Here is a 24,099-nt window from a genome sequence, read left to right as displayed (position 1 = left end):
ACCCGGATTCCTTCCTTTCCGATCACTAACTCTCGTATAGTGACCGGCAGTTCACCCTCGAGTGTCCTCTTCCGCCACCCGGACGTCTCCGCCCGCCCTCCCTTGCCCCTCTCTGCCGCGAGGATCCCCCCGGACCGATGACCCCGCTCACGCCTCCCGGCGACCGTCCCGTCCCCCGCACGTTCCTCGTCGCTCTCACGGCGACCGCCGCCCTGTCGGCGCTTGTCGTCTGGATGGCGGTGGCGGCGGCGCCCGGTCCGGTGCGGGCCCCGCTCGCCTGGGGCGCCGGCGCGGCGGCGGTCGTGCTCAGCGCCGCGGTGGCCACGGCCGCGCACGCCCCACCCCGGGCAGCGTGACCTGGTGCTGTCCGGCGAGGCGGACCGGTCGGCGGTGATCGAGGAGACGCTGCGCTGGTCGACCCCGACCTCGCACGTGCTGATCCGGTTCGCGACCGAGGACGTACCGGTCGGCGACCGGGTGATCCCGGCCGGTGACGCGCTGATCGTGTCGTACGGGGCGATCGGCCGCGACGAGAACGCGCACGGCCCGGACGCCGGGGAGTTCGACATCACCCGCGAGACGAGGAACCGCCACATCTCCTTCGGGCACGGCCCGCACGTGTGCCCGGGCGCGGCGCTGTCCCGGCTGGAGGCGGGCGTGGCGCTGCCCGCGCTGTACGCCCGCTTCCCCGGCCTGGAGCCGGCGGTCCCGGCGGCCGAGCCGCGCAACAAGCCGGTCGTCACGCAGAACGACCTGTTCGAGCTGCCGGTCCGGCTGGGCGTCTGACACCTGGACGCCCCGCGCTTGCGTTCGAGCGCACTTCAGGTCGTAGCGTCATGAACGTCCCACCGCGCGAGACCGTGTCACCCGGCGTCCCCCACGGGATGCCGGGCGGCCCGATCCGTCGCTGAATGGTGGGGTGTTTCTCTCCGTCCGTGGGCCGTGACGGCCGTACGGACGCCGACCGAAGTGTGCGTAAAGGCTGGGACAGCACATGCGACAGCGCAGTCTGCGGGATCTCCAGGTATCGGCCATCGGCCTCGGCTGCATGGGAATGTCCGCCTTCTACGGCACCGCCGACCAGGACGAGGGCATCGCGACCATCCGCCGCGCCCTCGAGCTGGGCGTCGACTTCCTCGACACCGCTCAGATGTACGGGCCGCTGACCAACGAGTCCCTGGTCGGCGAGGCGATCCGGGGGCACAGGGACGAGTTTGTGATCGCCACGAAGTTCAACTACCGGATGGACGACGCGGTGCCGGGCGACATGAGCTCGGTGGGCCGGCAGGACGGCTCCGCCGAGCATGTGCGCAGCTCGGTCCACGGCTCACTGGAGCGCCTCGGCACGGACCACATCGACCTGTACTACCAGCACCGGGTCGATCCGCAGGTGCCGATCGAGGAGACGGCGGGTGCCCTGGGAGAACTCGTCGCCGAGGGCAAGGTGCGGTACATCGGGCTGAGCGAGGCGAGCGCGGAGACCATCCGGCGGGCGAACGCCGTCCACCCGGTCACCGCCGTGCAGAGCGAATACTCGCTGTGGAGCAGGGACGTGGAGGCCGAGGTGCTGCCGGCCTGCCGGGAGCTCGGCATCGGCTTCGTGCCGTACTCGCCGCTCGGCCGCGGCTTCCTCGCCGGCCGCTTCTCCTCCCCCGACGAGCTGGACGCCGACGACTACCGTCGCAGCAGCCCCCGTTTCACCGACGCCCACCTCGAGGCGAACCTGCGGCTGGCGGCGAAGGTGAAGGAGATCGCCGCGGAGAAGGACGTGACCCCGGCCCAGCTCGCGATCGCCTGGGTGCTGGCCCAGGGCGAGGACCTGGTCCCGATCCCGGGCACCAAGCGCCGCACCTATCTGGAGCAGAACGCGGCCGCGGTGGACATCGAGCTGTCCAAGGAGGACCTCGCCCGCATCGACGCCGAGCTGCCGCAGGCGTCGGGCGAGCGCTACGACGAGGCCGGGATGCGGTCGGTCAACCGCTGAGGCGGTCCGGCCGACCGCCGGAACCTCTCATCAGGCGCCGGGACCTCTCGCCGGGCGCCCGCCGCAGACGGCGGGTCACGACGGCGAGGTCCAGCGCCGCCGCGAGCGCGAGCACCCCGCAGATCACGGCGAGGACGCTCAGCGCGCCGCTGCCGGGGCTGTCGCCCGGGCCCGAGTGCGCGGCCCGGACCGCGAGGACGGCGGTCGCCGCGGCGAAGAGCGGCAGGAAGACCGCGGAGAGCAGCAGCCGCAGCCGGAGGGGGCTGCGGGCGGTGACCGGTTCGGTGCCGGTACGGGGCGAGCCGCCGCCGGGCGCGGCGAAGCCCGAGCGGGGCTCCGGCGCCGCCGCGCGCCCGGGACGGCCGCCCCCGGGCTGGTCGTTGTCACGCATGTCACACCTCCGGCGGCCGGACCGCGCCGTCCGGCCGTCCTCCGCGCAGCCCGCGCGGGCGCCCGGCAAACGCCCGCAGCACGGGGGCATGACGCGGGCCTGTGAGGAAGCCCACCCGGGGTCCAAGTCCGTTGCGGGTGCCGCACTTTGGGGCTCCCAGTGCCGCTCCGGGAGGCAGAGCGGCGGCGACTCGCCCGTCCCGTCTGCCACCATGGTCGGCGCCCTCCCGACCGGGCGGACCAGCCGTGCAGCGCAGCCGGTTCAGCCGTACCGCCGGTCGCTCTTCCGACTCCCCCGGATGTCGAGTAGCCGCCTTGCCCTCTCCCTCTGCCCTGCCCACGCCCGGAACCACTCCCGCCGCGCGCCCGAACGCCTCGCGTTCGCCGTGGCGGTCGCTGCGTCACCGCGGCATGCGCTGGTGGTCGGCCGCGAACCTCGTCTCCAACGCCGGCACCTGGATGCAGCTCACCGTGCAGAACCTGCTGGTGCTGCAGATCACGGGGTCCGCCGCGGCGACCGGTCTGTCGATGTCGGTACAGGCTGCGCCCGCGCTGTTCGTGAGCCTGCTGGGCGGCGCCGCCGTCGACCGCTGGCCCCGGAAGCTGACGGTCGCGGTCAGCCAGGCCCTGCTCGGCGCCGTCGCCCTCACCACCGCCCTGCTCGTGGCGCTGGACCGGATCGACATGACGTCGCTGCTGGTGCTGGCCGGGGTGACCGGTGTCATCGCCACCGTCGACGGACCCGCCTGCGCGCTGCTCGGCAACGATCTCGTGCCGGTGGAGGACGTGCCCTCCGCGATCGGCGTGGGCGCCCTCGTGCACAGCGCGGGCCGGCTGGCCGGTACGGGGCTGGCGGGAGTGACCGTCGGTTTCCTCGGCACCTCCGCCGCGTACGCCGCCAACGCGCTGTCGTTCCTGTTCGTCGCGGCGGTCGTGCCGTTCCTGCGCCCCGCGCACGGATCGGTCCGGGAGCCGGCGGCCACCGAGCGCGCCGTACCGGACAAGGCGGAGATGGGCATCAGGCAGGGCCTGGCCTTCTTCGTCCGCCGTCCCCGGCTGGTCGCGCTCGCCGCGGTCACCGGTCTCAGCTCGGTCTTCGGCCGCAACTACGGCCTCACCCTCGCCGTCCTCGTCACCGGGCCGCTCGCGGGCGGCGCCGGGGCGTTCGGCACGGTGTCCACGGTGCTGGCCGTCGGCGGCATCCTCGGCGCGGTCCTCGGCGCGCGGCTGCGCAGCCCCTCGGTGCGGACCGTGGGCGTGCTCGCGGCGGCCGGCGGGCTGCTCCAGGTCGCGGCGGGCCTCTCGCCGTCACTGGCCGTCCTGCTGGTGCTGGTGCTGCCGATGGCCGTGGTCGAGTCGGTCTCCGACACCGCCGGCACCGCGGTGCTGCAGACCGATCCGCCGGCCCATATGCGGGGCCGGGTGCTCGGCGTGTGGAGCAGTATCGGCACCGTCTGGGGCCTCGGCGGGCCGCCCGCCCTGGGTCTGCTGATGGAGTGGGCGGGAGCACGGGGCGCCCTGGTCGCGGGCGGGCTGCTGATCGCCGGCGCGATCGGCGCGGGCCTGCTGCGCCGCCGGGTCGCGGTCCCCGCCGCGCTCAAGCTGCCCGCGAAGGACGGCGACGTCACGGGCCGCGAGGCCCTGGGCACGGCGGCCTGAGGCCGCGCCGGCCGCCGCCCGGTCAGGCCGCCGCCGGCTCGCGCCCCGGCAGGTTGTAGACGTGGAACGCCTGGCCGATCACCGGCTGCGCCACGTTGCGGACCCGGACGCCCCCGCTGGTCATCCCGTGCTCGGTGCCCGCGTGGGCGTGCCCGTGCACGGCGAGGTCGGGGCAGGTCGTGTCGATGGCCTCGGCGAGGAGATAGCTGCCGAGGAACGGGTGGATCTCGGGCGGCTCCCCGGCCAGGGTGTCCGGCACGGGTGAGAAGTGGGTCAGGGCGATCCGTACGTCGCAGTTCCACTCGTCGAGCTGCTTCAGGGCGGCCAGCAGCCCGTCGGCGCGCCGGCGGCTGTAGCGGACGAACTCCTTCATGATCGGCTCGCCGAACTCCCCGGCGCAGCGTCCCACGAACCCCCCGCCGAAGCCCTTCGTCCCGGCCACCCCGATGCGTGCCCCGTCGCGGGTGACGACGACTGCCTGGCCCTCGAGGACATGTGCGCCGGCGTCCCGGAGGATCGCGGTGACCTCCTCGGGGTGGTCGTCGTGGTGGTCGTGGTTGCCGAGCACGGCGACGACGGGGACGGCGAGGTCCTTGATCTCCCGGGCGACGACCCGCGCCTCCTCCGGCGTGCCGTGCCGGGTGAGGTCCCCGGCGAGCAGCAGGACGTCGGCGCACTCGGGCAGGGTCTCGAAGGCGGGGCGCAGCGTGCCCTGGCTGTCCGGCCCCATGTGGATGTCCCCCACGGCGGCGACGCGGATCATGTGAGGTCCTCCCCGTGGTCGGGCGAGGAGGTCCCGGCGACGAGGATGTCGCAGTGGACGGGGTGCCCCGCCAGCACCTCGCGGGCCATGCCGAGGATCTGGTCCCGGCACTCGGTGGAGGGCACGGTGCCCGTCAGCAGTACGGAGTCGCCGTGCGGGACCAGCCGTACGCCCAGTTCGCCGAGCGGTCCGGCGGCGATCCGTTCGGCGAGGTGGGCGACGCGGTAGTCCAGGTTCTCGGCGGCCGGGGGGTCCGGCGGCCGGTGTGCGTCTCGGTCGGTCATGGCTGCCCCTTCCGGGGTGCGATCACGTTCAGCCGTTCCAGCAGGAAGAGGAAGGCGGCGGGCATCGGCTGGTCCCCGCAGGTCTGCCGCACCTCGTCCCAGTCGACCTTCTCGCGCACGGCGCGGGCCACCGGCAGAACCGCCCCGAAGTCGCAGTAGTGCTCCGAGAAGGCACTGATCAGGCTGCGGATCAGATCGGTCGGGGACAGGACGGGCATCAGCACGGAGTCGACCGGCAGGCAGGTCGCCCGGGCCAGCATGCCCTCGGTGACGGGCTCGTGCGCCAGCTGGAAGATGATGTCGATGTCCTGCCCCCGGCAGGCCGTCTTCAGCAGCCAGTCCTCCGGCGGGGTGCGCACGGGGAGGCCGGCCTCGCGCAGACTCGCGGCCACCGCGTCGGAGTCCTCGGGCAGCACGGCGAAGTCGGCGTCGTGCTGGAGGTCGCGGCTCCCGCCGTGGGCGTAGACCGCCACGCTGCCCGCGAGGGCGAAGGGGTGGCCCTTCTTCTTCAGCAGGGCGCCGATCTGCTTGGCGGCCTCCAGGATCGCCTGGCTGCGGTCGTGCGGCAGGGGTTCCGTGACCGGTGCGGCCGGTACCGGCCGCTCCGGTCCGTCACCGGCGAGGCGGAGCCCGGTGACCTCCGTCCGCCGGGCGGGGGTGGTTCCCTCCCCGTTCTGCGTCATGGCCTCTCCATTCGCGGCGCCCTGCGCTCCCGGGCGGCCGGGACGGCCCCCGGGGGGCACACCGGGTACCCGGGCCGGTGCCGCTCAGTCCTGGCCGCCGAGGACGACCGCGCGGGCCCGCCCCGGGTGGGGCGGGGCGGGACCGCGGGCCCGCTCGCGGGGTCAGTCCGCCGGCTTCAGCGCGGTGATCTTCAGGGTCCGCAGATCGGACTGGACGTCGATCCTGGTCACCTGGGCGTCGCCGCCGTCGCTCCAGGTCAGCGTGACCCTGCTGGTGGAGTGGCCCATGCCGGAGCCGGTGTAGTGGACCTTCCACCTGACCGGCACGTTCTGCGCGAAGAGGATGCCGTCGGCATGGTTCTTCTTCTCGTAGGCTCCGGCCTTCTTCCGGGCGGCGGCCGACAGGTAGAAGGCGCGCAGCGCCTTGGCGTTGGCGGCGGCCGCCGGGTCGTCGGCGGCCCAGACGGAGTCGATGTAGGCGCCGTAGAAGTCGGCCACGCGCTGGGTGGCGTTGCGCGGGTCGCCCTGGGCGGTGGACACGGCGGCGGGGCGGGCGTGGCTCGCGCCGGTGCCGGCGAGGGCGGGCGTGACGGCGGCCAGGGAGAGGCCGGCCGTGACGGTGACGGCGGTCAGAAGAGTCCTGCGGCTGCGGACGGGCATCTTTCTCATTCCCCCGTTTTATTCGTGACCGGGCCGATCCCGGGCGCCGACGGACCGTAAGACCCCGATTGCCTTCCGCCGGTTCCCTTTCCTCTCCCTCTCTTTCCCGCCGGCCTATCCAGGGGGGCCGTCGCCGGGCGCGGCGTCGGGCAGTACCCGGAAGCCGGACAGCCCCTCGGGCTCCTCGGCGGTGCCCGTGCAGTGCGTCACCGTGGCCGTCGGCGGGCCCTGCGCCGCCCAGCGCGCGAGGTGGGCGACATCGTCGGCAGGCCCCTCGAACACGGCCTCCACGTCTCCGTCGTGCAGGTTGCGCACCCATCCGGCCACGCCCCGCTCCTGCGCGAGCCGACGGCAGGTGTCGCGGTAGAAGACCCCCTGGACACGGCCGCTGACGCGCACGTGCTGCCGGACCGTCATCCGCGCGCACCCCTGTCCTCGCCGGATTCCGTCCACGTCACGTCCCGGCCGGTGCGGGCCGGTGATCCGCTCCGGCCGGCTCCGGTGGCCCGCCGGTGTGCGAGCAGCGCCGCCGCGGCGGCGCGCAGGTGCCGTGCGGACGCGCGGCAGGCGGCCGCCTGCCGTTCCAGGGCGGGGCGGCTCGGCTCGGGTGCCGCTGTGCCGGTCAGTGCCTCGGCGGTGGCGAGCAGTCGCCGGGCGTAGCCGTCCAGCAGGTCGGCGTCGGTGCGCAGCGCGATCGCCCGGTCGAGGAGTCCGGCGGGTGACGGCATCGTGCGGGGCAGCAGCTCGGTGACCACGAAGGCTCCCAACTCATGGATAGGTGCGTTCGGTTCAGCGCGGCAGGACGGCGCCGGCGCTGCGGTGGGCCGTGAACCGCGGGTTGTGCAGTACGAAGAGCGGCCGGGCCGCGTCGATACCGAGCCGGCGCAGCTGTCCGGCCATGGGTTCGGCCGCCGCGGTGTCCAGGCGCAGCCGTACCCGGGCTCCGGCGTGCAGCCGTGGCGCACCGTGCGCGCGGACCAGGGTGCGGACCGTGCTCTCGTCGCGCCGGCCGTACAGCACCCAGTCCGCCTCCGGGCAGCGGACACCGGGGCCGAGGCGGCCGGCCACGACGAGCCCGATCTCCATGGTGGCGAACCGGATATGACGGCCCATCAGGTCCGCCACGGCCGAGCTGCGGGTGGCGGGCTGGCCCCAGATCTCCCGGGCGACGGACCGTGCCTCCTCACTGCTGACGGCGAGCGAGAGGACGTGCCGGCCGGTCCGGCGCAGGTCGGCGCGGCGCAGCAGGTCGGCGGCGATGTCGTACGGGCGCGGCCGCCACAGGTCGGCCACCGGTAACGTCAGGGCGACCTCGGTGTAGGGGCCGATGGTCGAGCAGCGGTGCTCGTACAGCGACAGCACCGCCAGCGCCCGGCCGCCCAGCCGGCTGGGCACCGTCCGGGTGCCGGCGGGCAGCAGGCCGTGCGCCGCGTCGGCGTCGACGAGGTAGCACAGGTGGACGGCGGAGGAGTCGTAGTAGCGCACCGGCACGTCCACCGGGCCGGTCGCGGTGGGGACGGAGGCGGTCGGCAGGGTGAGGAAGGGGTGACCCTCGGGCGGGTGGGCGCGGTCGCGGAGCCGGTAGGCCCGGGTGCGCACGACCGGGCCCCGGTAGGGCGTGAGCGCGTCGTCGACGATCTCGCGGGCCTGCGGGACGACGGACCGCAGATGTTCGATGTAGTCACGGACCGTGTGGCGCAGCGGGTAGGGGCCGGCGGGCCCGGGGTAGCGGAGCTCGTACCGGTTGGGGTGCGGGCCGGCGTCCGGGGCGTCGGGGGCGGGCACCATGTCGTGCTGGTCGGTGATGGCGGCGACCCAGGTGCGCGGGTCGGCGGTCCGCCGCCCGGCGGCCGGGGAGCCGACGGTTATGACGTGGGTGACCCGGTAGGCCCGGCAGAAGTCCGGGTCCCGGGCGAGGTTGAGCAGCGCGGTGCCGCCCTCGCCGTGCCCGATCAGGGCGAGGTCGGCGCCGCGCGGTATGCCGTAGTCGGCGAGGGCGAGCCGGATCGAGCGGGTGTGGGGCGAGTCGGCCGCGAAGAGGTCGTGCCAGGCGTCGGCGAAGTCACGCGGGCCGTCGTCGCGGGGCCGGCCGGGTGAGGTGCCGGGGGCCTGGACGACGTAGCGGACGACACCGTCGGGGCCGCGCACGTTCTGCACCAGGATCCGCCCGTCGGTGGACAGCGCCCGGATGTTGCGCAGGAAGCCCAGGAAGGACCCCTCGGTGGCGATGGTCTGCCGCTCCCGCTCGGTGAGGTCGGCGGCTTCGGCGTCGGCCTCGCCCCCGTCCCTGGCCTCGATCGGGGGCACGGAGCCGGCGGACGGCGGCCCGTCCGGTGGTCCGGGTGCGAGCGCCCAGCCGGTTCCGCCGGCAGCCAGGGCGTCTTCATCCAGCAGCCGCCGTACGGCTGTGAGTTCGGCCATCAGGGGGATGAGGCCGGACAGGGCGCGCTGCGCCCCCGGGTCCCGGAACAGGGCGCGCAGGGAGCGTACGGCCGCCGGGTCGCGGCCGGTCGCGAGGGCGTCCGTCAGCCGCCGCATGCCCGGGTCACGGGCGAACTCCGGGTGGCCGGCCAGCACGGCGGCGACCCTCAGCCGCAGCGCGCCGACCGCCACCCACGCGGGCAGGCCCGCACGGCCGGGCAGCCGTGCCGGGCCCTTCGGGAGCGGGACCGCCGGGCGGCCGAGGCCCTGCCCGCCGGTCAGGGCGCGCAGCAGCGCCCAGCGGGCGGCGAGGGCGGTCCGGGGCCGGCGGTCCGCGGAGCCGGTGAGCCGCGGGTCGAGCAGCGCGGCGCCGGTCCGCGCGGACACCGCGCGGATGCCCTCGGCGACGTCCAGGACCTCCTGTGCGCACCGGCGCAGCGGTTCCCCGGTGTCCTGCTCGTCCGGCAGTCCGGGGGCGTGGCCGTCCGCTCGCATACGACGCTCCCTCGGCTCGACGACATGCGTGCGCGACCGGATCCGCGAAGGCCGGCCGCGGTCCCATCGTGGGCGAGGGACCCCACGCCCGCACCTTCACCTGCCGGGCGGCCCCCCTCCTGACCGGGCGGAACGGAATCCGGCCCGGTCACCGGGACACCCGAACGGCCCATCGGCGGGCGGGGGCGGCCGCACCGGTACGGTGGCGCCGTCAGGCGTCGCCCATGAGCCCGGCGGCGACCGTGGCGCCCAGTTCCCAGCAGGCCTCGACGTCGGCCTTGCCGGGTGCGCCGGTGACGGTCACCGCATCGGCCGAACGGCGCCAGCCGAGGCCGGTGGTGACCGACTCGACGGCGCGGACGGCGCCCGTGACGTCGTTGCCGCCGTGCACGTAGTAGCCGAAGGGCCGGCCCCGGGTCGCGTCCAGGCACGGGTAGTAGATCTGGTCGAAGAAATGCTTCAGGGCTCCGGACATGTAGCCGAGGTTGGCCGGGGTGCCGAGGAGGTAGCCGTCGGCCTCGAGGACGTCGGTGGCGGTGGCGGACAGCGCCGCCCGCCGCACGACGCGCACGCCCTCGATCTCCGGTGTGGTCGCGCCGGAGACGACGGCCTCGAACAGCGCCTGGCAGTTGGGCGAGGGGGTGTGATGCACGATCAGCAAGGTGGGCACGCCCCGAACCCTGCCCTGCCCGTGCCGTGCCCCGCAAACCGCGCCCGGCGCGCGGCGTTGTGGGGCACGGGCCCGGGGTGCGACGATGCCCGGCACCCGCAGGGGACGACGGAAGGGGCCGTCTTGGCCGAGGACGATCACCGGGCACCGGCAGCCGTGCTGTTCGACGCGCTGGGTCTCGACTACGAGAAGGCGTTCGCCGCCTCCGAGGTGCACCGCGACTCCCTGCGGTGGCTGCTGGACCGGCTGGATCCGGGCAGCAGGGTGCTGGACGTGGGCAGCGGCACCGGACGGCCCACCGCGCGGACACTCAGCGACGCGGGGCACGAGGTGCTCGGCGTCGATGTCTCCCCGGTCATGGTCGGCGTCGCCTCCCGGCAGGTGCCCGAGGCCGACTTCCGGCTCGGCGACATCCGTGAACTGCCGCTCGACGAGGAGTCGTTCGACGCGGTGTGCGTGTACTTCTCGCTGCTGCAGATGTCCCGCGCCGAGCAGTCGGCCGTGGTGGCTCGGCTGGTGCGGGCGTTGCGGCCGGGCGGGTACGCCGTGCTGGCCACCGTGCCCCTCGACCTGGAGGCCGTCGAGGGGCTGTTCATGGGGCAGCCGGCCCGGGTGACCAGTTTCGCGGCCGGGGACTTCACTGCGCTGGTGACCGGGGCGGGCCTGACGGTCCTGGCGGAGGAGCACGCCGTGTTCGCCCCGGCCCATCCCGGCGCCGCACCCGAGCCGCACCTGTTCCTGCACTGCCGGCGCGCGTCTGGCTGAGCGCGCCGGTCAGCGGTCAGGGCCGGACGGGCAGCGACCAGCAGGTGGAGCCCGCCGGCCTGCCGGAGAGCCGGTCGGTCAGCCAGTCGATGGCGTCGCCCTGATCGGTCATCAGCGGGGTGAAGTGGTTGAGCAGGGAGCGGCCCAACGGGGGCACCGTGACCGGGACATAGGTGACGTCGGCACCCTTGCGGCACCAGTCGACGGCGAGCGTGCGGGCCTGCGCGTGCGGCACGAGGTCGTCGTTGACGCCGGTCGCCACCCGGACCGGGCTCGCCGGCTTCGTCCGGCCGATGCGCTGCCGGTCGAGGAAGTCCTGGAGGGCCGGCTCGGCCTTGATGACGTCGCTGAGGGAGGAGCCGTCGGCCGTCCAGGCCGTGCTGTGGGCGGAGTTGTAGGAGAGGATCGCGTCTGCGACGCACATCGTCGACAGGTCGGCCAGCGCGGCCTTGCCCGCCGCGTCGAGGCGCTTGTCGGCGATCGGCCGCAGGGCGGGGTCGGCCTGCAGGAAGCCGTTGACGGCCCAGCCGAGGGCACCGGCCAGGTCGCTGCCGTCGATGGCCTTGGTGACGGCGGTCAGATCGGCGGGCGGCGCGCCCGAGTAGGTGCCGGCCAGGGTGATGTCGGGGGCGTAGGCCGGCTGGAGCTCGGCGGCGGAGGCCGTGGCGCCGCCGCCCTGGCTGTAGCCGTAAAGGCCCACGGGCGAGGCGGCCGTCACGGAGGTGCCCGCCAGGTTCCGGGCGGCGCGTACGGCGTCCAGCACGGCGTGTCCGCCGTCGAGGCGGTTGACGTAGGTGTGCAGCCGGTCGGTGGCGCCCAGGCCCGCGTAGTCGGTGACCACGACGGCGATGCCCTTGGCGAGCATCCGGTAGATCGCGAGGTCCTCGTAACCGACCGACAGCGTCTGGCCGTTGACGCTGAGCGGGTGTTCCAGGCCGAGTGAGGCGGCGCACTGGTCGCCCTGCCCCATGGTGCCGGGTGCCACGACGACGAGGGGGCGTGGTCCGCCGTGTTTCCAGGCGGCGGCCGGCTCGATGTAGGCGCCGGTCACGGCGACCGGATTCCCGCCCGAGTCGGTCGACTTGTACATCAGCCGGGTGGCCCGGCCCGGCAGGGGGCCGTCGAGGCCGGGCAGGCTCAGCGCGAGCGGGAGGTGCTCGCTGCGGACGAGGGTGCCGTCGGCGGCGGGCAGGCCGGCGGGCGGGTCGTAGAAGGCGGGGATGGTGACGCCCCGGGACACGACGGTGTCCGAGGCCATGGCGGGGAGCGCGGCGGCGGTCTGTGCGCCCAGGCAGGCGGCGACGGCGACGGCGAGCACCGGAAGACGGGTGTGTGCGGGCATGGCGGACCTCCCGAGTGGTGGGGCAGGGGGTAGCCGAAGTGGGTGGCACGGACCTTACTTTCGAGTAAGTTACTGGCGGTAGCCCACGGAAGGTCACGGTTGGATAATGAGACACCTCGTCAGCAAAGGACTCGCGCCGATATTCCCCACGGCACCGCGGACCCCTCGGATACAGTGTCCGGCCGGACCGACGGGGAGTGGACGGTGCAGGTCAAGGTGGGGATTGTGCGCGGTGGAGCAGTGGGCCTGACGGCCGGAACGGCGCTTCTGGCGGCGGTACTGAGCGGGTGCGCCGGGTCGTCCGGAGCGGACGGCGAGGGCCGTTCGGATTCGTCGGCGAAGGCGGAGGCGACGACTGGGGCGGCGGCCGGGACCGCGGCGAGCGCAGGCGCGATCGGCGCCGCCGGTTCGGCCTGCGAACTGCCCGTCAGCTTCGACATCGCCAAGCACTGGAAGGCCAAGGGCATCGACGCCGGGGCGGAGATGTCGAAGGCGTCCAAGGGCTCGGACAGCGACCTGTCCGGCGACCTCGCCGAAGCGTTCCTGCGCCAGGGGCCGGTCACCACCGCCTGCGAGATCGACGCCAAGCCGGCCGGCAACATCGGCTTCCTGCGCGTGTGGACCGGCAAGCCGGGCGACGCGGACGCACGCACCGTACTGCGGGAGTTCGTCGCGGCCGAGGACAACGTCAGCGAGGAGAAGTACCACTCCTTCAGAACGGCCGCAGGGGTGGCCGGCGTGGAGGTCGAGTACCTCTACACCAGCAAGCTCCTCGAGGAGACCAAGAAGGAGACCGCTCTGGCGGTCGGCACGCCCGACGGGCCGGTCGTGCTGCACCTCGGCGGCATGGACACCGCGGAGCACGAGGAGATGCGGCCCGCCTACGAACTCGCCAAGCGGACCCTGCGGGTTCACTGACGGACCGGTCCGGCCGGCGGCCTCGTTCAGCCTTCCGCCGTGGCCCGGCCCAGATAGGTGAGCGGGCCGGGGTCGGGGACCGGGATCTCGTGGAAGCCGAGGCGGTCGTAGAAGGCACGGGCGGCCGTGTTGACGGTGACCATGCCCAGATGGACGGCCGGAACCCCCTGCTGACGCAGGGCGTTGAGCAGCGCGCCCATCAACCGGCGCCCGTGTCCGCGCCGCTGCCACGCCGGCAGCAGGTCGATGTGCAAGTGAGCCGGGTACGGCGCCAGTTCGGGGACGAGCATGCGCTCGGGGTGGTACAGGAGGCCGATCATCTCCTCGCTGGGCGTGCGCGGCGGCGCGGCAGGGGCCGGGTAGCGGTCGGTCAGGCGGGGGATCCAGGTCCGCCGGAAGTCCTGGACGAAGCGCCCGGTGTCCGCCGTACCGACCACATAACCCACGGCCCGGCCCGTGCCGTCGTCCAGGACGAGGGCGAGGTCCGGGTCGAAGTGACAGTAGGGCTCGGCGAAGAGCGCCGGCATGAGGTGCGGATCGGGATACAGATGCCGGGAATCGCCGCCGTTGTGCGCGGTGCGGACGCAGACGTCGGCGACCGCGTCCCGGTCGGCGGGGCGATAGGGGCGGACGAACGGGCTCGGGGCGTTGGTCGGCATGGAGCTATTCTCAACTTCTTGGGAGCGCTCCCACAACTGGTTTGACCGGGCTGGAGCGACGGAACGGCGGCCGCACCCGCAGGGGGTGGGCCGCCGTCCGTGGATCGGTGTCGGTGTCGGAGTCGGAGTCGGGCGGGACGCTCAGTGGGTCAGGCGCTTGGCCTTGACCAGCATGAACAGGCCGCCCAGTGCCAGCAGGATGCCGATGCCCGCGGGCCACAGGTTGGCCCCCGTCTCTGCGAGTCCGCCCTGCGCTGCGGCCTGCGGTTCGGTCTGGGCGACCGGCGCCTGGGACTGCGCGTCCTGGGCCTGGGCGGCCGGGGACTGGGCGCCGCTGCCGCCGTCGGCCGCGGGCGCGGGTGCGGTCCGGGTGGCCTTGCCGGCCTCGTCGGCGCCGTCCGAGCCGGCCGTCGTCGCCGGGTCGTCCTCGGCCTTGGTGCCGTCACCGGCCGGGGCGGTCTTCCCGCCGTCACCGGCCGACCCGGTCCGCTTGCCGTCCTCGGCGGGCTCGGTCCGCTTGCCGTCCTTGGCCGGCTTGCTGTGCTTGGTGGTGTTCGCCGGTGCGGTCGTCGCGTCGGTCCTGGGCTCCTCGGCCGGGGCGGAGGAGGTCGGTTCGGCCGGGGCCGTGGCACCCGTGCCGGGGTCCTCCGAGGCACCGCCGCCCGGGGCCTCCGTCGCCCCCGTGCCCGCGCTCTGGCTCGGGGCCGCGGTGGCACCGGAGTCGTCGCCGCCACCCGGACCGCAGGTGCGGCCGGAGTTGATGCAGTCGACCATCTCGCGCATCAGGTCCTCGTCGAAGACGTTGATGAAGTCGCCGTGGTCGGTGACCGGCTTGTGCAGCTGCTCCGGGAAGGAGTCCACGGCGAACAGCGGCACCGTCCGCCCGCCGTCGTTCAGGCTGGGCGCCTTGACGTCGTAGACGATGCGCTGCACCAGTTGCGGGATCGCCTGGAAGCCCGCGGGGCACGCGCCGTCGGGTGACGCGAACGCCACGTGCGTACGGTGGTTGGCGCTGTCGATGTTGCGGCCGTCCCAGCAGCTCTGGAAGTGGAAGGTGCGCACGACGTCGCTGCCGGACGGGCACAGCGGGTACTTGTCCTTGAGCTGCCGGTCCTCGAACCCGGTGCAGCTCCAGGAGGCGTTGGCGTTGGTGGGGCCGTTGACGAAGGCCTTGGCGTCACCGGTGATGATGCGCAGCAGTCGCGGCATGGCGGTCACCTCGCCCTGAGGGCTGCCGACGAAGGTCAGCGTGACGTCCTTGGGCGTGACGATCTGGCCCGCGTTGCCCTCCGTACCGCCGCCGGGCGCCCCGGCGTCCCGTTCCTGCGTGCCGTTCTGCAGGCGCACCACCGGCCAGTAGTACGTCGACCTGTCGCCCTTGTCCACGCAGCTCGTGTCGGCCTTGGCCAGGTCGTCGTCGCTGGCGAAGGCGGTGTTGGACTGGTTGCCGACGTAGTCGTGGAAGTGGTGGGCGCCGTTGGAGACGCCGGGGGCCACGATGACGTTGTCGGAGTTGAACAGGCCGTTGGCGTTGACGCCGCACTCGGTGGTGAAGGTGCCGCGCGAGGCGCCGTCGCCCTGGGGCGGCTTCGGCGCGTTGGGCTGCACGGCGGTGATGTCCGCGTAGTCCGAGGCGACGGGCCCGTTGCCGCCCTGGCCGGTGCCCGCCTGCCCGGCGCCGTTCTGCCCCTGACCGCCGGCGCTCGGTGAGGCGGTGGCCTGGCCGGTGCCGTCCGAGCCGCCGCCCGTGCCGTCCTGGCCGGGGCGCAGAGTGCAGGCCGCCAGGGCCTCCAGCCCCTCCGGCCGGTCCCCGGCCCGGTCGATGGCGACCGCGATGCGCTCGATCGTCGCCGCCCGCTTCTCCTTCAGCGGGTTCATGATCGAGTCGTCGGCGGCGTCCGGATCCTGGCGGATCTCCTGTGCCGACGCCTGGAGTTGGCGGTAGGCGCCGGTGGTCTGCTGGTCGAGCTGGGCGAGTTCGCGGTCGACGTCGGCGCGGGCACCGTCCGGGACCGATGTCAGCCGGCTGCCCACGTCCGGGCAGTCGATCGTGGCCATACCGGCGGACTTGACCTGTCCGGTGGCGTCCTGGCCGGAGCCGCCGCCCCAACCGCCTTCCGTGGCCGAGGCGTAGACGTTCGCGGCGACGAGGCCGCCCCCGCCCAGCATCAGGGCGACTGCTGCGAAGGTCGCGCGTCGTGCGCCGGTCGGGCGTCTGCGCCTGTTGCGTACCACGGTGGTCCCCTTGTGTGGAGCGGTCGGTCGGGCATGGAGTTCCCGCGTCCCATACGCAGGGCGGCCCCGAAGCGTTCAACCGAATCGGTGATTCACCGGGATCTCACAGGAAACCGTGGTCCCACCGGCGGCGGCAGCGTACGGCAACACCGATCGGGTGGCAGGGCCACGCAAAAGGGCCGAAGAGGATTCCCATGCGGGCGGCGCCGCGAACATCACAAATACGTATCGGACATTCCACCCTGCAACCTTCACACCGAGCACACAAGTTGGCTAGGTTGACCGCCAGGCCGCCCGGCCGCCCCCAGCGAACTCGCCATGGCGTCCGGGGCCGGGGCTCGACCGACCCCGGGATCGGCCCAACTGCCCCGCAGGGCAAGGAAGGAGCACGTCTTCCATGGTGCCGGAGGGCCGAGACGAGGTTCGGCAGCGGATCGACTTCCTCTACGAACAGGCCGAGAACGCGACCGGGAACTACAACGCCACCCGGGCGATGTCGGCGGCCGGCAGGAACCGGGGGGTCGCGCTGTCCAAGAGGTCCGGACCCCGTCAGGATCCGGATCTCGACGCGGTGGCCCGGCAGTGGTTCGACGTGGCGCGCGCCAAGCTCGGCCCCACGGTTCCGGCCGCGCTCCCCGCCGACCGCCTGCCCGAGCCCCCGGCCGGCCCGGCCCGTTCCCGGGACCGCGCGAACGGCGGTGACCGGGACGCCCTGAGCGTCGCGCTGCCCGAACTGGCCCCCGGCTCAGCCGGTCGGGCTTCCGACCGGGCGGTGGCCGAGCTGACGGGCGGGCCCTCGACGGCGCTGAACGGCCGCCCCCGGGCCGCCCTGGAAGCGGGCACGTCCGCCGTGCCGGGCGCCCGTCCGGAACTCCCGGCTGCGCGCCCCGCCGAGCTCCCGGCCGCGCGCCCCGCCGAACTTGCCTCGATACCGACCGAGTTGTCCGCTCCGATGCCGCTCGGGCCGACCGCATGGGGTACGGCGGAACCGGCCCTCCCCGGCGTCCCGGACGCGAGCGGCCCCGGCCCGGCGGAGACGGCCGTACTGCCCGTCGCCACTCTTCCCGTGCCGCGGACGGCCCCGGCGCCGATGCCGAGGGAACTGCCCGCCTCCGGGACGGCACCCCGGCACCCCTCCCCCGCCGAGTCCAAGGCGAGCCACCGCCGCAAGCTGACCGCGGCCCGCGATCTGCTGACCCGGCACGCCGCCCGACTCACCTTCTCCGCACCGGCGTTCCAGCCGCTCACCGATCAGTGGGAGCAGCCCCGGTGGGCGGCGTCCGGCACTACGGCGACACCGGACACGCCCACTCCGGCAGTGACACCCGACCTCGCCGACCCGCTCGGCGGCACGGGCTCCTTCATGCGGCCCACCCCCGACGCCCTCATGGACACGGGCGCGTTCCAGCAGGCCGCCCCCGCCGGCACCGGCTCCTTCACCCCGTTCCCCGCCCCCGTCACCACCGACACGACACGCGCCGCCAGGGCCATCGCGTTCGCCCGGGCGCAGATCGGCAAGCCCTGTGTCTGGGGGGCCACCGGGCCGGAGTCCTACGACTGCTCCAGCCTCACCCGGGCCGCGTGGCAGGCCGCCGGGGTCACGCTGCCGCGTGCCGCGCACGAGCAGGCCCTGGCCGGCACACCGGTCACCCTCGCCGGACTCGAACCGGGCGACCTAGTCCTGTTCTTCGACGACGACCGGCACGTGGGCCTGCACATCGGCGGCGGCATGATGATCCATGCGCCGGGACCGGGCTCCACCATCCGCGAGGAGTCGGTCTACGGCGCCGGGGAGTCCGCGATCCACCGGGTGATCCGGCCCGCCTGACCCGTTTCGCGGGCACCCCGGCCCCGGCCCGGGCAGGGACATAAGCGGCTCCTTGAAGCCTCATAAGATCAACTTATGAGGTCATAGACGGGACCCGCGTACTAACTTAGGGCTGCCTTAGCTTAGGCTTCCCGATCGAGCGAGTCTCCTGTTCAGGCTCGAATGTTCACGCTCGAAGGGAATTGATCATGCCGCGCCCCCTGCGGGTAGCCATCGTCGGAGCCGGCCCGGCCGGGATCTACGCCGCCGACGCCCTGCTCAAGTCCGAGGTGGCCGCCGAGCCCGGTGTCTCCATCGACCTCTTCGAGCGGATGCCCGCCCCGTTCGGCCTGATCCGCTACGGCGTGGCGCCCGACCACCCGCGTATCAAGGGCATCATCACCGCCCTGCACCAGGTGCTCGACAAGCCGCAGATCCGCCTCTTCGGCAACGTCGACTACCCCACCGACATCAGCCTGGACGACCTCCGGGCGTTCTACGACGCGGTGATCTTCTCGACCGGCGCCACGGCCGACCGCGACCTGTCCATACCCGGCGTCGAACTGGACGGCTCCTACGGCGCCGCGGACTTCGTCTCCTGGTACGACGGCCACCCGGACGTGCCGCGCACCTGGCCGCTGGAGGCCGAGAAGGTCGCCGTGCTCGGCGTCGGCAACGTGGCGCTCGACGTGGCCCGCGTCCTCGCCAAGACGGCCGACGAGCTGCTGCCCACCGAGATCCCGCCGAACGTGTACGACGGCCTGAAGGCGAACCGGGCCAAGGAGATCCACGTCTTCGGCCGGCGTGGCCCGGCGCAGGCGAAGTTCAGCCCGATGGAGCTGCGCGAGCTGGACCACTCCCCCAACATCGAGGTCATCGTCGACCCCGAGGACATCGACTACGACGCGGGCTCCATCGAGACGCGGCGCGGCAACAAGCAGGCCGACATGGTCGCCAAGACCCTGGAGAACTGGGCCATCCGCGACGTGGGCGACCGGCCGCACAAGCTGTTCCTGCACTTCTTCGAGTCCCCGGCGGAGATCCTCGGCGAGGACGGCAGGGTCGTCGGGCTGCGCACCGAGCGCACCGCCCTCGACGGCACGGGGAACGTCAAGGGCACCGGCGAGTTCAAGGACTGGGACGTCAGCGCCGTGTACCGCGCGGTGGGCTACCTCTCCGACAAGCTGCCCAAGCTGCCCTGGGACCTGGATTCCGGCACGGTCCCGGACCAGGGCGGCCGGGTCCTCGAGGAGAGCGGCGGCCACCTGCAGTCGACGTACGTCACCGGCTGGATCCGGCGCGGCCCCATCGGCCTCATCGGCCACACCAAGGGCGACGCCAACGAGACCGTGGCCAACCTGCTGGACGACCACGCCAACGGCCGCCTGCACACCCCCGCCTCACCGGCGCCGGAGGCCGTGGACGCCTTCCTCGCCGAGCGCGAGGTCCGCTTCACCACCTGGGAGGGCTGGTACAAGCTGGACGCCGCCGAGCGCGCGCTGGGCGAGCCGCAGGGCCGTGCGCGCGTGAAGCTCGTCGAGCGTGAGGACATGCTGCGGGAGAGCGGCGCGTAACTCTCGCCGGCGGACGGGGCCCGCCCCCTAGGCCGGACACGGCCTGGCGGATGGGTGGGCGGGCCCCGTCCGACGCACCATTGTGTGCGTCCGGTCACGGCGCCGGGACGTGTGAACGGCGGTCGCGTGACGCGTGCGGCGCGCGCCCCGGGTGATCGGCGCGCGCCTGGGGTGAGCGGCGTGCGTCGCGGCTGACCGGCGCGTGCCCTGGGCGTGGGAGCGTCGGGCGTACGCCGGGCGCGCGGGCGCACCACCGCCGGCCCGTCCGTGACGCGCTCCGCGCCCGTGCCACCGGTTGCGCGGCGCGCCGCCCGGGGCCCCGTCGACGCGATCCGCCCCCCGGCGGTGATACTGGGTAGCTCACCTGCCCCCATCAGCAGATTGGCCCATGTCGAACTCCGCCACCGACCACGCCACCATCCCGCAGACCCTCTGGGCGGCTCGGGGCCGCCACCCCGGCCCCGCCGCTGAGGACGTCGTCCGCCGCACCCTGGGACGGCACAAGGAGAGCGGGGACATCGACGACTTCGCCGAGCCGCCCGTGCCCGGCGACTCCCCCGAACGGATCTTCGAAGCCCGCTGGCGGGCCGGCGGCACCGTGACCGTACGGGCCCGGCTCACCCTCGTACCGCGGGCCGCCCGCCCCGAGGGGCAGGAGTGGACGCTCGTCGCCGAGGCGGAGCGCCCGTGGGACGAGGCGTGGCCCTCCCCCGCGAGCCTGTTCTGGCCAGAGGCCGGACCGGCGGAGGGCGCCGACGGCGACTGGGACCACCACCCCACCGTCGCGGGCCTGCGCTTCCGCCAGGTCAACCCGCTGCCCGACGACGACAAGGAGACCCGGCGCCGGCTGAAGGAAGCGGCCCGTGACTCCTGGTGCGCCCATGTCGTCGTGCACGAGGCGATGACCCCCGACGAGCAGGGCAGGCTGCCCCTGGCCCGGCTGCTGCCGCCCGGGCTCCGGCACCGCGTGATGGAGCACCGGGCCGCGCCGCAGCAGCTTCGCGCCGTCAACTGGGCGCTGAAGGACCTCGGCGTCGAGGTGCCCCGAGGCGGTGCCGTACTGCTGCCGCCGGACCCGGCGCCCGAGGACTACGACAGCCGGGAGCACAGCATCCGCACCGTCTTCCTGGACGGCTCGGAGCCGGCCGGGCTCGTGGCCGCGCTGCGCCACTTCGTGGCCCTCCCCCGGCCCCTGCCGGGCGGCGCCCAGGAGGCGCTGACGGACCTGCGCGAGAACTGGTCCCTGACGACGCTCCAGGAGGAACTGGAGCGGCAGCGGGAACTGGTCGCCATGTACGCCGACGCGCTGGAGGCGATGACGAAGTCCCGGGACCTGTACCGGGAGGCCGCCGAGCAGGCCCACCAGGCGCTGGCCGCCCTCCGCGACGCGCCCGCCCCCGCCGAACTGCCGCAGCAGCAGCGGTCCGGCGCCCGGCCGCCCGCCGCGCTCCAGCAGCTGACGCGGACCTTCGAACGGCTGCGGTTCACCGCCAGGGGCCCGCGCCCGGCACCGGCCGCGGGCCCCTCCGAAGCCCCAGGAGTGCCTGGCCTCCCCGAGGTCCCGGAGGTTCCCGAAGTCCCCGGCATCGAGCACGCCGACAGCGCCGGCGCGGTGGAGCGGCGGTAGTGGACCCGCACGCGACGCGATACGGCGGCCGGGACCGGGCAGAGGGAGGAGAAGGGGAAGTGAAGGGGGCCGCACCGGCCCGCCCCGTCCGTCACGAGGGACTGGAGGCCGCATGGATTCCACCGCGACCTGGCTGGTGATCGGCGCCGTCGTCGCGGCGGTGCTGCTCGCCGTCGCCGTCGGCCTGCTGGTGCGCCTGGTCCGCGCCCGGCGCACCCTGCGGCGCGCCGGGCTGCCGACCGGACCGCGGTGGGTGTTCTGGGGTGCGGTCGTGTACCTGGTGCTGCCCACCGATCTGCTGCCGGACCCGGTCTACCTGGACGACATCGCCGTCCTGCTCCTCGCTCTGCGCAGCCTGCGGGCCGGCCGCGTCCTGCCGGAGGGTACCGGGCCGAGGGCCGGCCGGGTCCTGCCGCCGAAGACCAAGGAGTCCTGACCGGCCGCGCGTCCCACGCCGGTCCGCCGCGTCCCGTCGCGGACCGGCCCGTGTCCGCCGGCGTCCTGTCGGGTGTGCGGGCCGCTCCCCCGCCCGCCCGTTCCGCTCCGCCCAGGTGCGGTCCGCCGCCCGGGGGGCGCATTCTTGCTGTGTCATCCACCCGGCGGCGGTACGGGAGGCAGGCACCCATGGCGGTGAGCGGCGAGCGCACGGCCGGTACGCGGGCCCGGCTGGCCACACTGCTGGTCGACGCCTCGACCGCCGCGCTCGACGCGGCCGGCGGCCGCGTGGCCGGTGTCTACCTGCGCTCCAGCACCCCGGGGCTGCTGCGCCTCGCCGTGCTGGTGGGACTGCCCGGGCCGCTGTTCCGGCCCTGGTGGCGGCTGCACGTGGGCCGGCCCTTCCCGGTGGCCGACGCCTACCGTCTCGGCGTCCCGGTGGTCCTGCCCGACGCCACGGAGACGGTGCGCCGGTATCCGCAGTTCGCGGCGGGGCTGCCGTTCCCGTTCGGCTCGGTGCACGTGCCCGTGCCGGGCGGGGCGGAGCCGCTCGGGGTGCTCACGGTGCTGCGTCCGGCGGTGCCGGACGCGGTGGACGAACTGCTGGACCAGGAGCTGCTCGGACGGCTGGCCGAAGGACTGGGCGCCGAGCTGCTCGGTCTCGCGGACGGGGAGGAGGCGGCACTCGCCTGGGACGGGGACCCGCTGTGCGCGCGGCCGCCCGTCACGCGTCCCGCGCAGACCCGGGTGGGCCGCTTCACCTGGGACCCGGCCTCCTCCGCGGTGGACGCCGACGACCGGCTGAGCGCGCTGCTCGGGCTGCGGCCGGGCGAGTCCCCGGGCACCGGCCCGGCGCTCGCGGACGCGCTGTCGCGGGACGAGGCGGAACGGATCCTGGCCGCGCTGCGCGGGACCGCCACCGGGAAGCCGCCGCCCGAGCCGCTGAGCGTCAGATCGGTGGCCGGTGTCCTCCGGCTCCTGGACCTGTGGCCGAAGGCGGACACGGGCGCGAAGGTGCTGGTGGGCGGCATCGTCTTCGAGCCGGGGCCCGCCGCGGCGGCGGACGGCGCGGCCGATCTGCTTCCCCAGGGGGTGTTCTGCCTGGACCGGATGGGGCTGGTCGTGTACGTCAACCCGGCCGCGGCCCGGCTGGCGGGCCGGGAGCGGCGGGCGCTCCTCGGCCGTCCGCTGTGGGAGGCGATGCCGTGGCTGACGGGGCCGCCGTACGACGACCACCTGCGCGGTGTGCTGCTGTCGCACGAACCGGTGCACGTGCACGTCCGGCGCCCGCCGCGGGCTGCCGCCGGGCCCCCCGGCGGTGACTGGCTCGCGCTGACGGTCCATCCCGGCCCGGACATCCTCACCTGCACGCTCGTCCCGGCGAGCCACGTGGACGCGGCGGCGGAGCCGGAGGCCGGCGGACCACCGCCGGGCGAGCCGCACCCCCCGGAGGACACAGCGCTCGGCGATCACTCGCTGGCCCCGCTGTACCGGCCCATCGCGCTGGCGATCGCCCTGACCGACGCGGTCACCGCCCGGCAGGTGTCAGCGGTGGTGATGCGGGAGCTGCTGCCCGCGTTCGGCGGCCGCCGCCTGGCCATCTACCTGCTTCAGGACCGCCATCTGTTCCTGGCCTGGGAGACCGGTTTCCCGCAGGGCTTCCTCGCCCCGTTCGACGGCGTCGGCCTGGACGAGCACATACCCGGCGTGGAGACCCTCACCACCGGGCGCCCGTTGTTCTTCGAGTCCATGCGGCTGCTGGCGGACACGTACCCGGGGCTCGCCCTGGACGCCGAAGAGGGAGCCCGTGCCTTCCTTCCGCTGATCGCCTCCGGCCGGCCCGTCGGCTCCTGCATCCTCGGGTTCGACCGCCCGCGCCGCTTCAACACGCAGGAGCGTTCCGTGCTCACCGCGCTCGCCGGACTGATCGCGCAGGCGATGGAGCGGGCCCAGCGCTACGACAGCGAGGCCGCGCTCGCCCGGGGGCTCCAGCAGGCCCTGCTGCCCCGGCGGCTGTCGGCGCATCCCCGGGTGGAGACGGCCGGCCGCTATCTGCCCGGCACCCAGGGCATGGACGTGGGCGGCGACTGGTACGACGTGGTGGAGGCGGGCAGCGGGCTGGCGCTGGTGATCGGCGATGTGCAGGGACACGGTGTGCAGGCGGCGGCCACCATGGGTCAGCTGCGCAGCGCGGTGCGGGCCTTCGCGCTCGGGGACCGGCCGCCCGACGAGGTGATGAGCGGCACCAACCGGCTGCTGATCGACCTCGACCCCGGCCAGTTCGCGAGCTGCTGCTACGTCCGGCTGGACCCGGCCACCGGACGGGCCCGGGCGGCCCGGGCGGGGCATCCGCCGCCGCTGCTGCGCCGCCCCGACGGACGGACCACCGTGCTGGACATTCCCGGCGGTGTCGTCCTAGGGGTGGATCCGCGGGCCCAGTATCCGGTGACCGGCCTGCGGCTGGAGCCGCGGGCGGTCCTCGCCCTGTACACCGACGGGCTGGTGGAGCGGCCCGGCACCGACATCGACGACGGCATCGCCGCGCTGGCCCTGGCGCTGTCACGGGCCGGGACGGCCGTCGGACGGCGGGGCGGCTCCCTCGCCGGGGTAGCCGACCGGCTCACCGCCACCGCCCGGACCGCCTCCGCCCGGCCCGACGACGTGGCCCTGCTGCTCGCCACCCGGCGCCCGGCGCAGGGGCGGTGACCGCGGCGCGGCGCCGCGGCGG

At 74.5% G+C, this 24,099-nt stretch carries 22 protein-coding genes and 1 pseudogene; 11 read left to right on the top strand and 12 right to left on the bottom strand.

Annotated features, from left to right (window positions below; translation table 11 throughout):
- The first annotated feature begins 137 nt into the window (after positions 1–137).
- From ABZ478_RS16585 to ABZ478_RS16575, 3 genes and pseudogenes are all read left to right on the top strand, one after another.
- A complete protein-coding gene (locus tag ABZ478_RS16585) occupies positions 138–356 on the top strand; it encodes a hypothetical protein (RefSeq protein WP_359550045.1) in 219 nt (72 codons plus the stop codon).
- Positions 340–786, top strand: a pseudogene (locus ABZ478_RS16580) (cytochrome P450); the annotation flags it as partial. The gene ABZ478_RS16585 and the pseudogene ABZ478_RS16580, both read left to right, overlap by 17 nt.
- A 208-nt stretch (positions 787–994) precedes the next feature.
- The gene (locus tag ABZ478_RS16575) at positions 995–1,984 is read left to right on the top strand and encodes an aldo/keto reductase (protein ID WP_359549700.1); all 990 of its coding nucleotides are present in this window, start codon (positions 995–997) and stop codon (positions 1,982–1,984) included.
- Here the strand turns inward: ABZ478_RS16575 and ABZ478_RS16570 are convergent.
- Positions 1,974–2,375 carry a DUF6343 family protein gene (locus ABZ478_RS16570; RefSeq protein ID WP_359549697.1) on the bottom strand — a complete coding sequence of 134 codons (402 nt, stop codon included), beginning with the start codon at positions 2,373–2,375 and terminating at the stop codon, positions 1,974–1,976. The genes ABZ478_RS16575 and ABZ478_RS16570 overlap by 11 nt on opposite strands.
- 410 nt (positions 2,376–2,785) lie before the next feature.
- Between ABZ478_RS16570 and ABZ478_RS16565 the strand changes: the two genes are divergently transcribed.
- Positions 2,786–4,033: an MFS transporter gene (locus tag ABZ478_RS16565; protein ID WP_359550015.1), complete on the top strand. Its 1,248-nt coding sequence runs from the start codon at positions 2,786–2,788 to the stop codon at positions 4,031–4,033.
- Positions 4,034–4,055: 22 nt separating this feature from the next.
- Here ABZ478_RS16565 and ABZ478_RS16560 read toward each other — a convergent pair whose 3' ends face one another.
- The 8 genes from ABZ478_RS16560 to ABZ478_RS16525 form a co-directional block, all read right to left on the bottom strand.
- The gene (locus tag ABZ478_RS16560; protein WP_359549694.1) at positions 4,056–4,796 is read right to left on the bottom strand and encodes a metallophosphoesterase; all 741 of its coding nucleotides are present in this window, start codon (positions 4,794–4,796) and stop codon (positions 4,056–4,058) included.
- Positions 4,793–5,080: a BON domain-containing protein gene (locus ABZ478_RS16555; RefSeq protein ID WP_359549692.1), complete on the bottom strand. Its 288-nt coding sequence runs from the start codon at positions 5,078–5,080 to the stop codon at positions 4,793–4,795. The genes ABZ478_RS16560 and ABZ478_RS16555 overlap by 4 nt, the downstream gene beginning before the upstream one ends.
- Entirely contained in the window at positions 5,077–5,763 is a 687-nt protein-coding gene (locus ABZ478_RS16550) for a hypothetical protein (protein ID WP_359549690.1), read from the bottom strand. The genes ABZ478_RS16555 and ABZ478_RS16550 overlap by 4 nt, the downstream gene beginning before the upstream one ends.
- 162 nt (positions 5,764–5,925) lie before the next feature.
- Entirely contained in the window at positions 5,926–6,432 is a 507-nt protein-coding gene (locus tag ABZ478_RS16545) for a hypothetical protein (protein WP_359549687.1), read from the bottom strand.
- 105 nt (positions 6,433–6,537) lie between these two features.
- Complete coding sequence (locus ABZ478_RS16540; protein ID WP_359549685.1) at positions 6,538–6,840, bottom strand: acylphosphatase; 303 nt, start codon at positions 6,838–6,840, stop codon at positions 6,538–6,540.
- On the bottom strand, positions 6,837–7,178 hold the full coding sequence (locus tag ABZ478_RS16535) for a hypothetical protein (protein ID WP_359549682.1): 342 nt from the start codon (positions 7,176–7,178) through the stop codon (positions 6,837–6,839). The genes ABZ478_RS16540 and ABZ478_RS16535 overlap by 4 nt, the downstream gene beginning before the upstream one ends.
- A 34-nt stretch (positions 7,179–7,212) precedes the next feature.
- On the bottom strand, positions 7,213–9,339 hold the full coding sequence (locus tag ABZ478_RS16530) for an acetoacetate decarboxylase family protein (RefSeq protein ID WP_359549680.1): 2,127 nt from the start codon (positions 9,337–9,339) through the stop codon (positions 7,213–7,215).
- Between the two features lie 211 nt (positions 9,340–9,550).
- Positions 9,551–10,009, bottom strand: a complete 459-nt coding sequence (locus tag ABZ478_RS16525; RefSeq protein ID WP_358938756.1) for an NAD(P)H-dependent oxidoreductase — start codon at positions 10,007–10,009, stop codon at positions 9,551–9,553.
- Positions 10,010–10,132: 123 nt separating this feature from the next.
- On the opposite strand from ABZ478_RS16525, the gene ABZ478_RS16520 reads away from it, so the two are divergent.
- Entirely contained in the window at positions 10,133–10,774 is a 642-nt protein-coding gene (locus tag ABZ478_RS16520; protein WP_359549678.1) for a class I SAM-dependent methyltransferase, read from the top strand.
- Positions 10,775–10,790: 16 nt separating this feature from the next.
- Here the strand turns inward: ABZ478_RS16520 and ABZ478_RS16515 are convergent, their stop codons facing one another.
- Positions 10,791–12,116: a lipase family protein gene (locus ABZ478_RS16515; protein WP_359549676.1), complete on the bottom strand. Its 1,326-nt coding sequence runs from the start codon at positions 12,114–12,116 to the stop codon at positions 10,791–10,793.
- A gap of 216 nt (positions 12,117–12,332) precedes the next feature.
- On the opposite strand from ABZ478_RS16515, the gene ABZ478_RS16510 reads away from it, so the two are divergent.
- On the top strand, positions 12,333–13,034 hold the full coding sequence (locus ABZ478_RS16510; RefSeq protein WP_359550012.1) for a lipoprotein: 702 nt from the start codon (positions 12,333–12,335) through the stop codon (positions 13,032–13,034).
- 26 nt (positions 13,035–13,060) lie between these two features.
- On the opposite strand, the gene ABZ478_RS16505 is transcribed toward ABZ478_RS16510, so the two are convergent.
- Together ABZ478_RS16505 and ABZ478_RS16500 are read right to left on the bottom strand one after the other, a co-directional pair.
- Entirely contained in the window at positions 13,061–13,693 is a 633-nt protein-coding gene (locus ABZ478_RS16505) for a GNAT family N-acetyltransferase (protein WP_359549673.1), read from the bottom strand.
- A gap of 141 nt (positions 13,694–13,834) precedes the next feature.
- Complete coding sequence (locus tag ABZ478_RS16500; protein WP_359550010.1) at positions 13,835–15,862, bottom strand: DUF1996 domain-containing protein; 2,028 nt, start codon at positions 15,860–15,862, stop codon at positions 13,835–13,837.
- A 463-nt stretch (positions 15,863–16,325) separates the two neighbouring features.
- Between ABZ478_RS16500 and ABZ478_RS16495 the strand changes: the two genes are divergently transcribed.
- From ABZ478_RS16495 to ABZ478_RS16475, 5 genes are all read left to right on the top strand, one after another.
- Entirely contained in the window at positions 16,326–17,756 is a 1,431-nt protein-coding gene (locus tag ABZ478_RS16495; protein WP_359549670.1) for an NlpC/P60 family protein, read from the top strand.
- Between the two features lie 188 nt (positions 17,757–17,944).
- Positions 17,945–19,309 carry an FAD-dependent oxidoreductase gene (locus ABZ478_RS16490; protein ID WP_359549668.1) on the top strand — a complete coding sequence of 455 codons (1,365 nt, stop codon included), beginning with the start codon at positions 17,945–17,947 and terminating at the stop codon, positions 19,307–19,309.
- A gap of 388 nt (positions 19,310–19,697) precedes the next feature.
- Complete coding sequence (locus tag ABZ478_RS16485) at positions 19,698–20,936, top strand: hypothetical protein (protein WP_359549665.1); 1,239 nt, start codon at positions 19,698–19,700, stop codon at positions 20,934–20,936.
- 112 nt (positions 20,937–21,048) lie between these two features.
- The gene (locus ABZ478_RS16480; RefSeq protein ID WP_358938741.1) at positions 21,049–21,372 is read left to right on the top strand and encodes a YkvA family protein; all 324 of its coding nucleotides are present in this window, start codon (positions 21,049–21,051) and stop codon (positions 21,370–21,372) included.
- Between the two features lie 188 nt (positions 21,373–21,560).
- Positions 21,561–24,077, top strand: a complete 2,517-nt coding sequence (locus tag ABZ478_RS16475; protein WP_359549662.1) for a SpoIIE family protein phosphatase — start codon at positions 21,561–21,563, stop codon at positions 24,075–24,077.
- The last annotated feature ends 22 nt before the right edge of the window (positions 24,078–24,099 follow it).

It is taken from the genome of Streptomyces sp. NPDC005706 (genome assembly GCF_040631045.1).
Lineage (GTDB): Bacteria > Actinomycetota > Actinomycetes > Streptomycetales > Streptomycetaceae > Streptomyces.
Note: the sequence above shows the minus strand (reverse complement) of the source record. Positions and strands in the feature narration are given on the sequence as shown.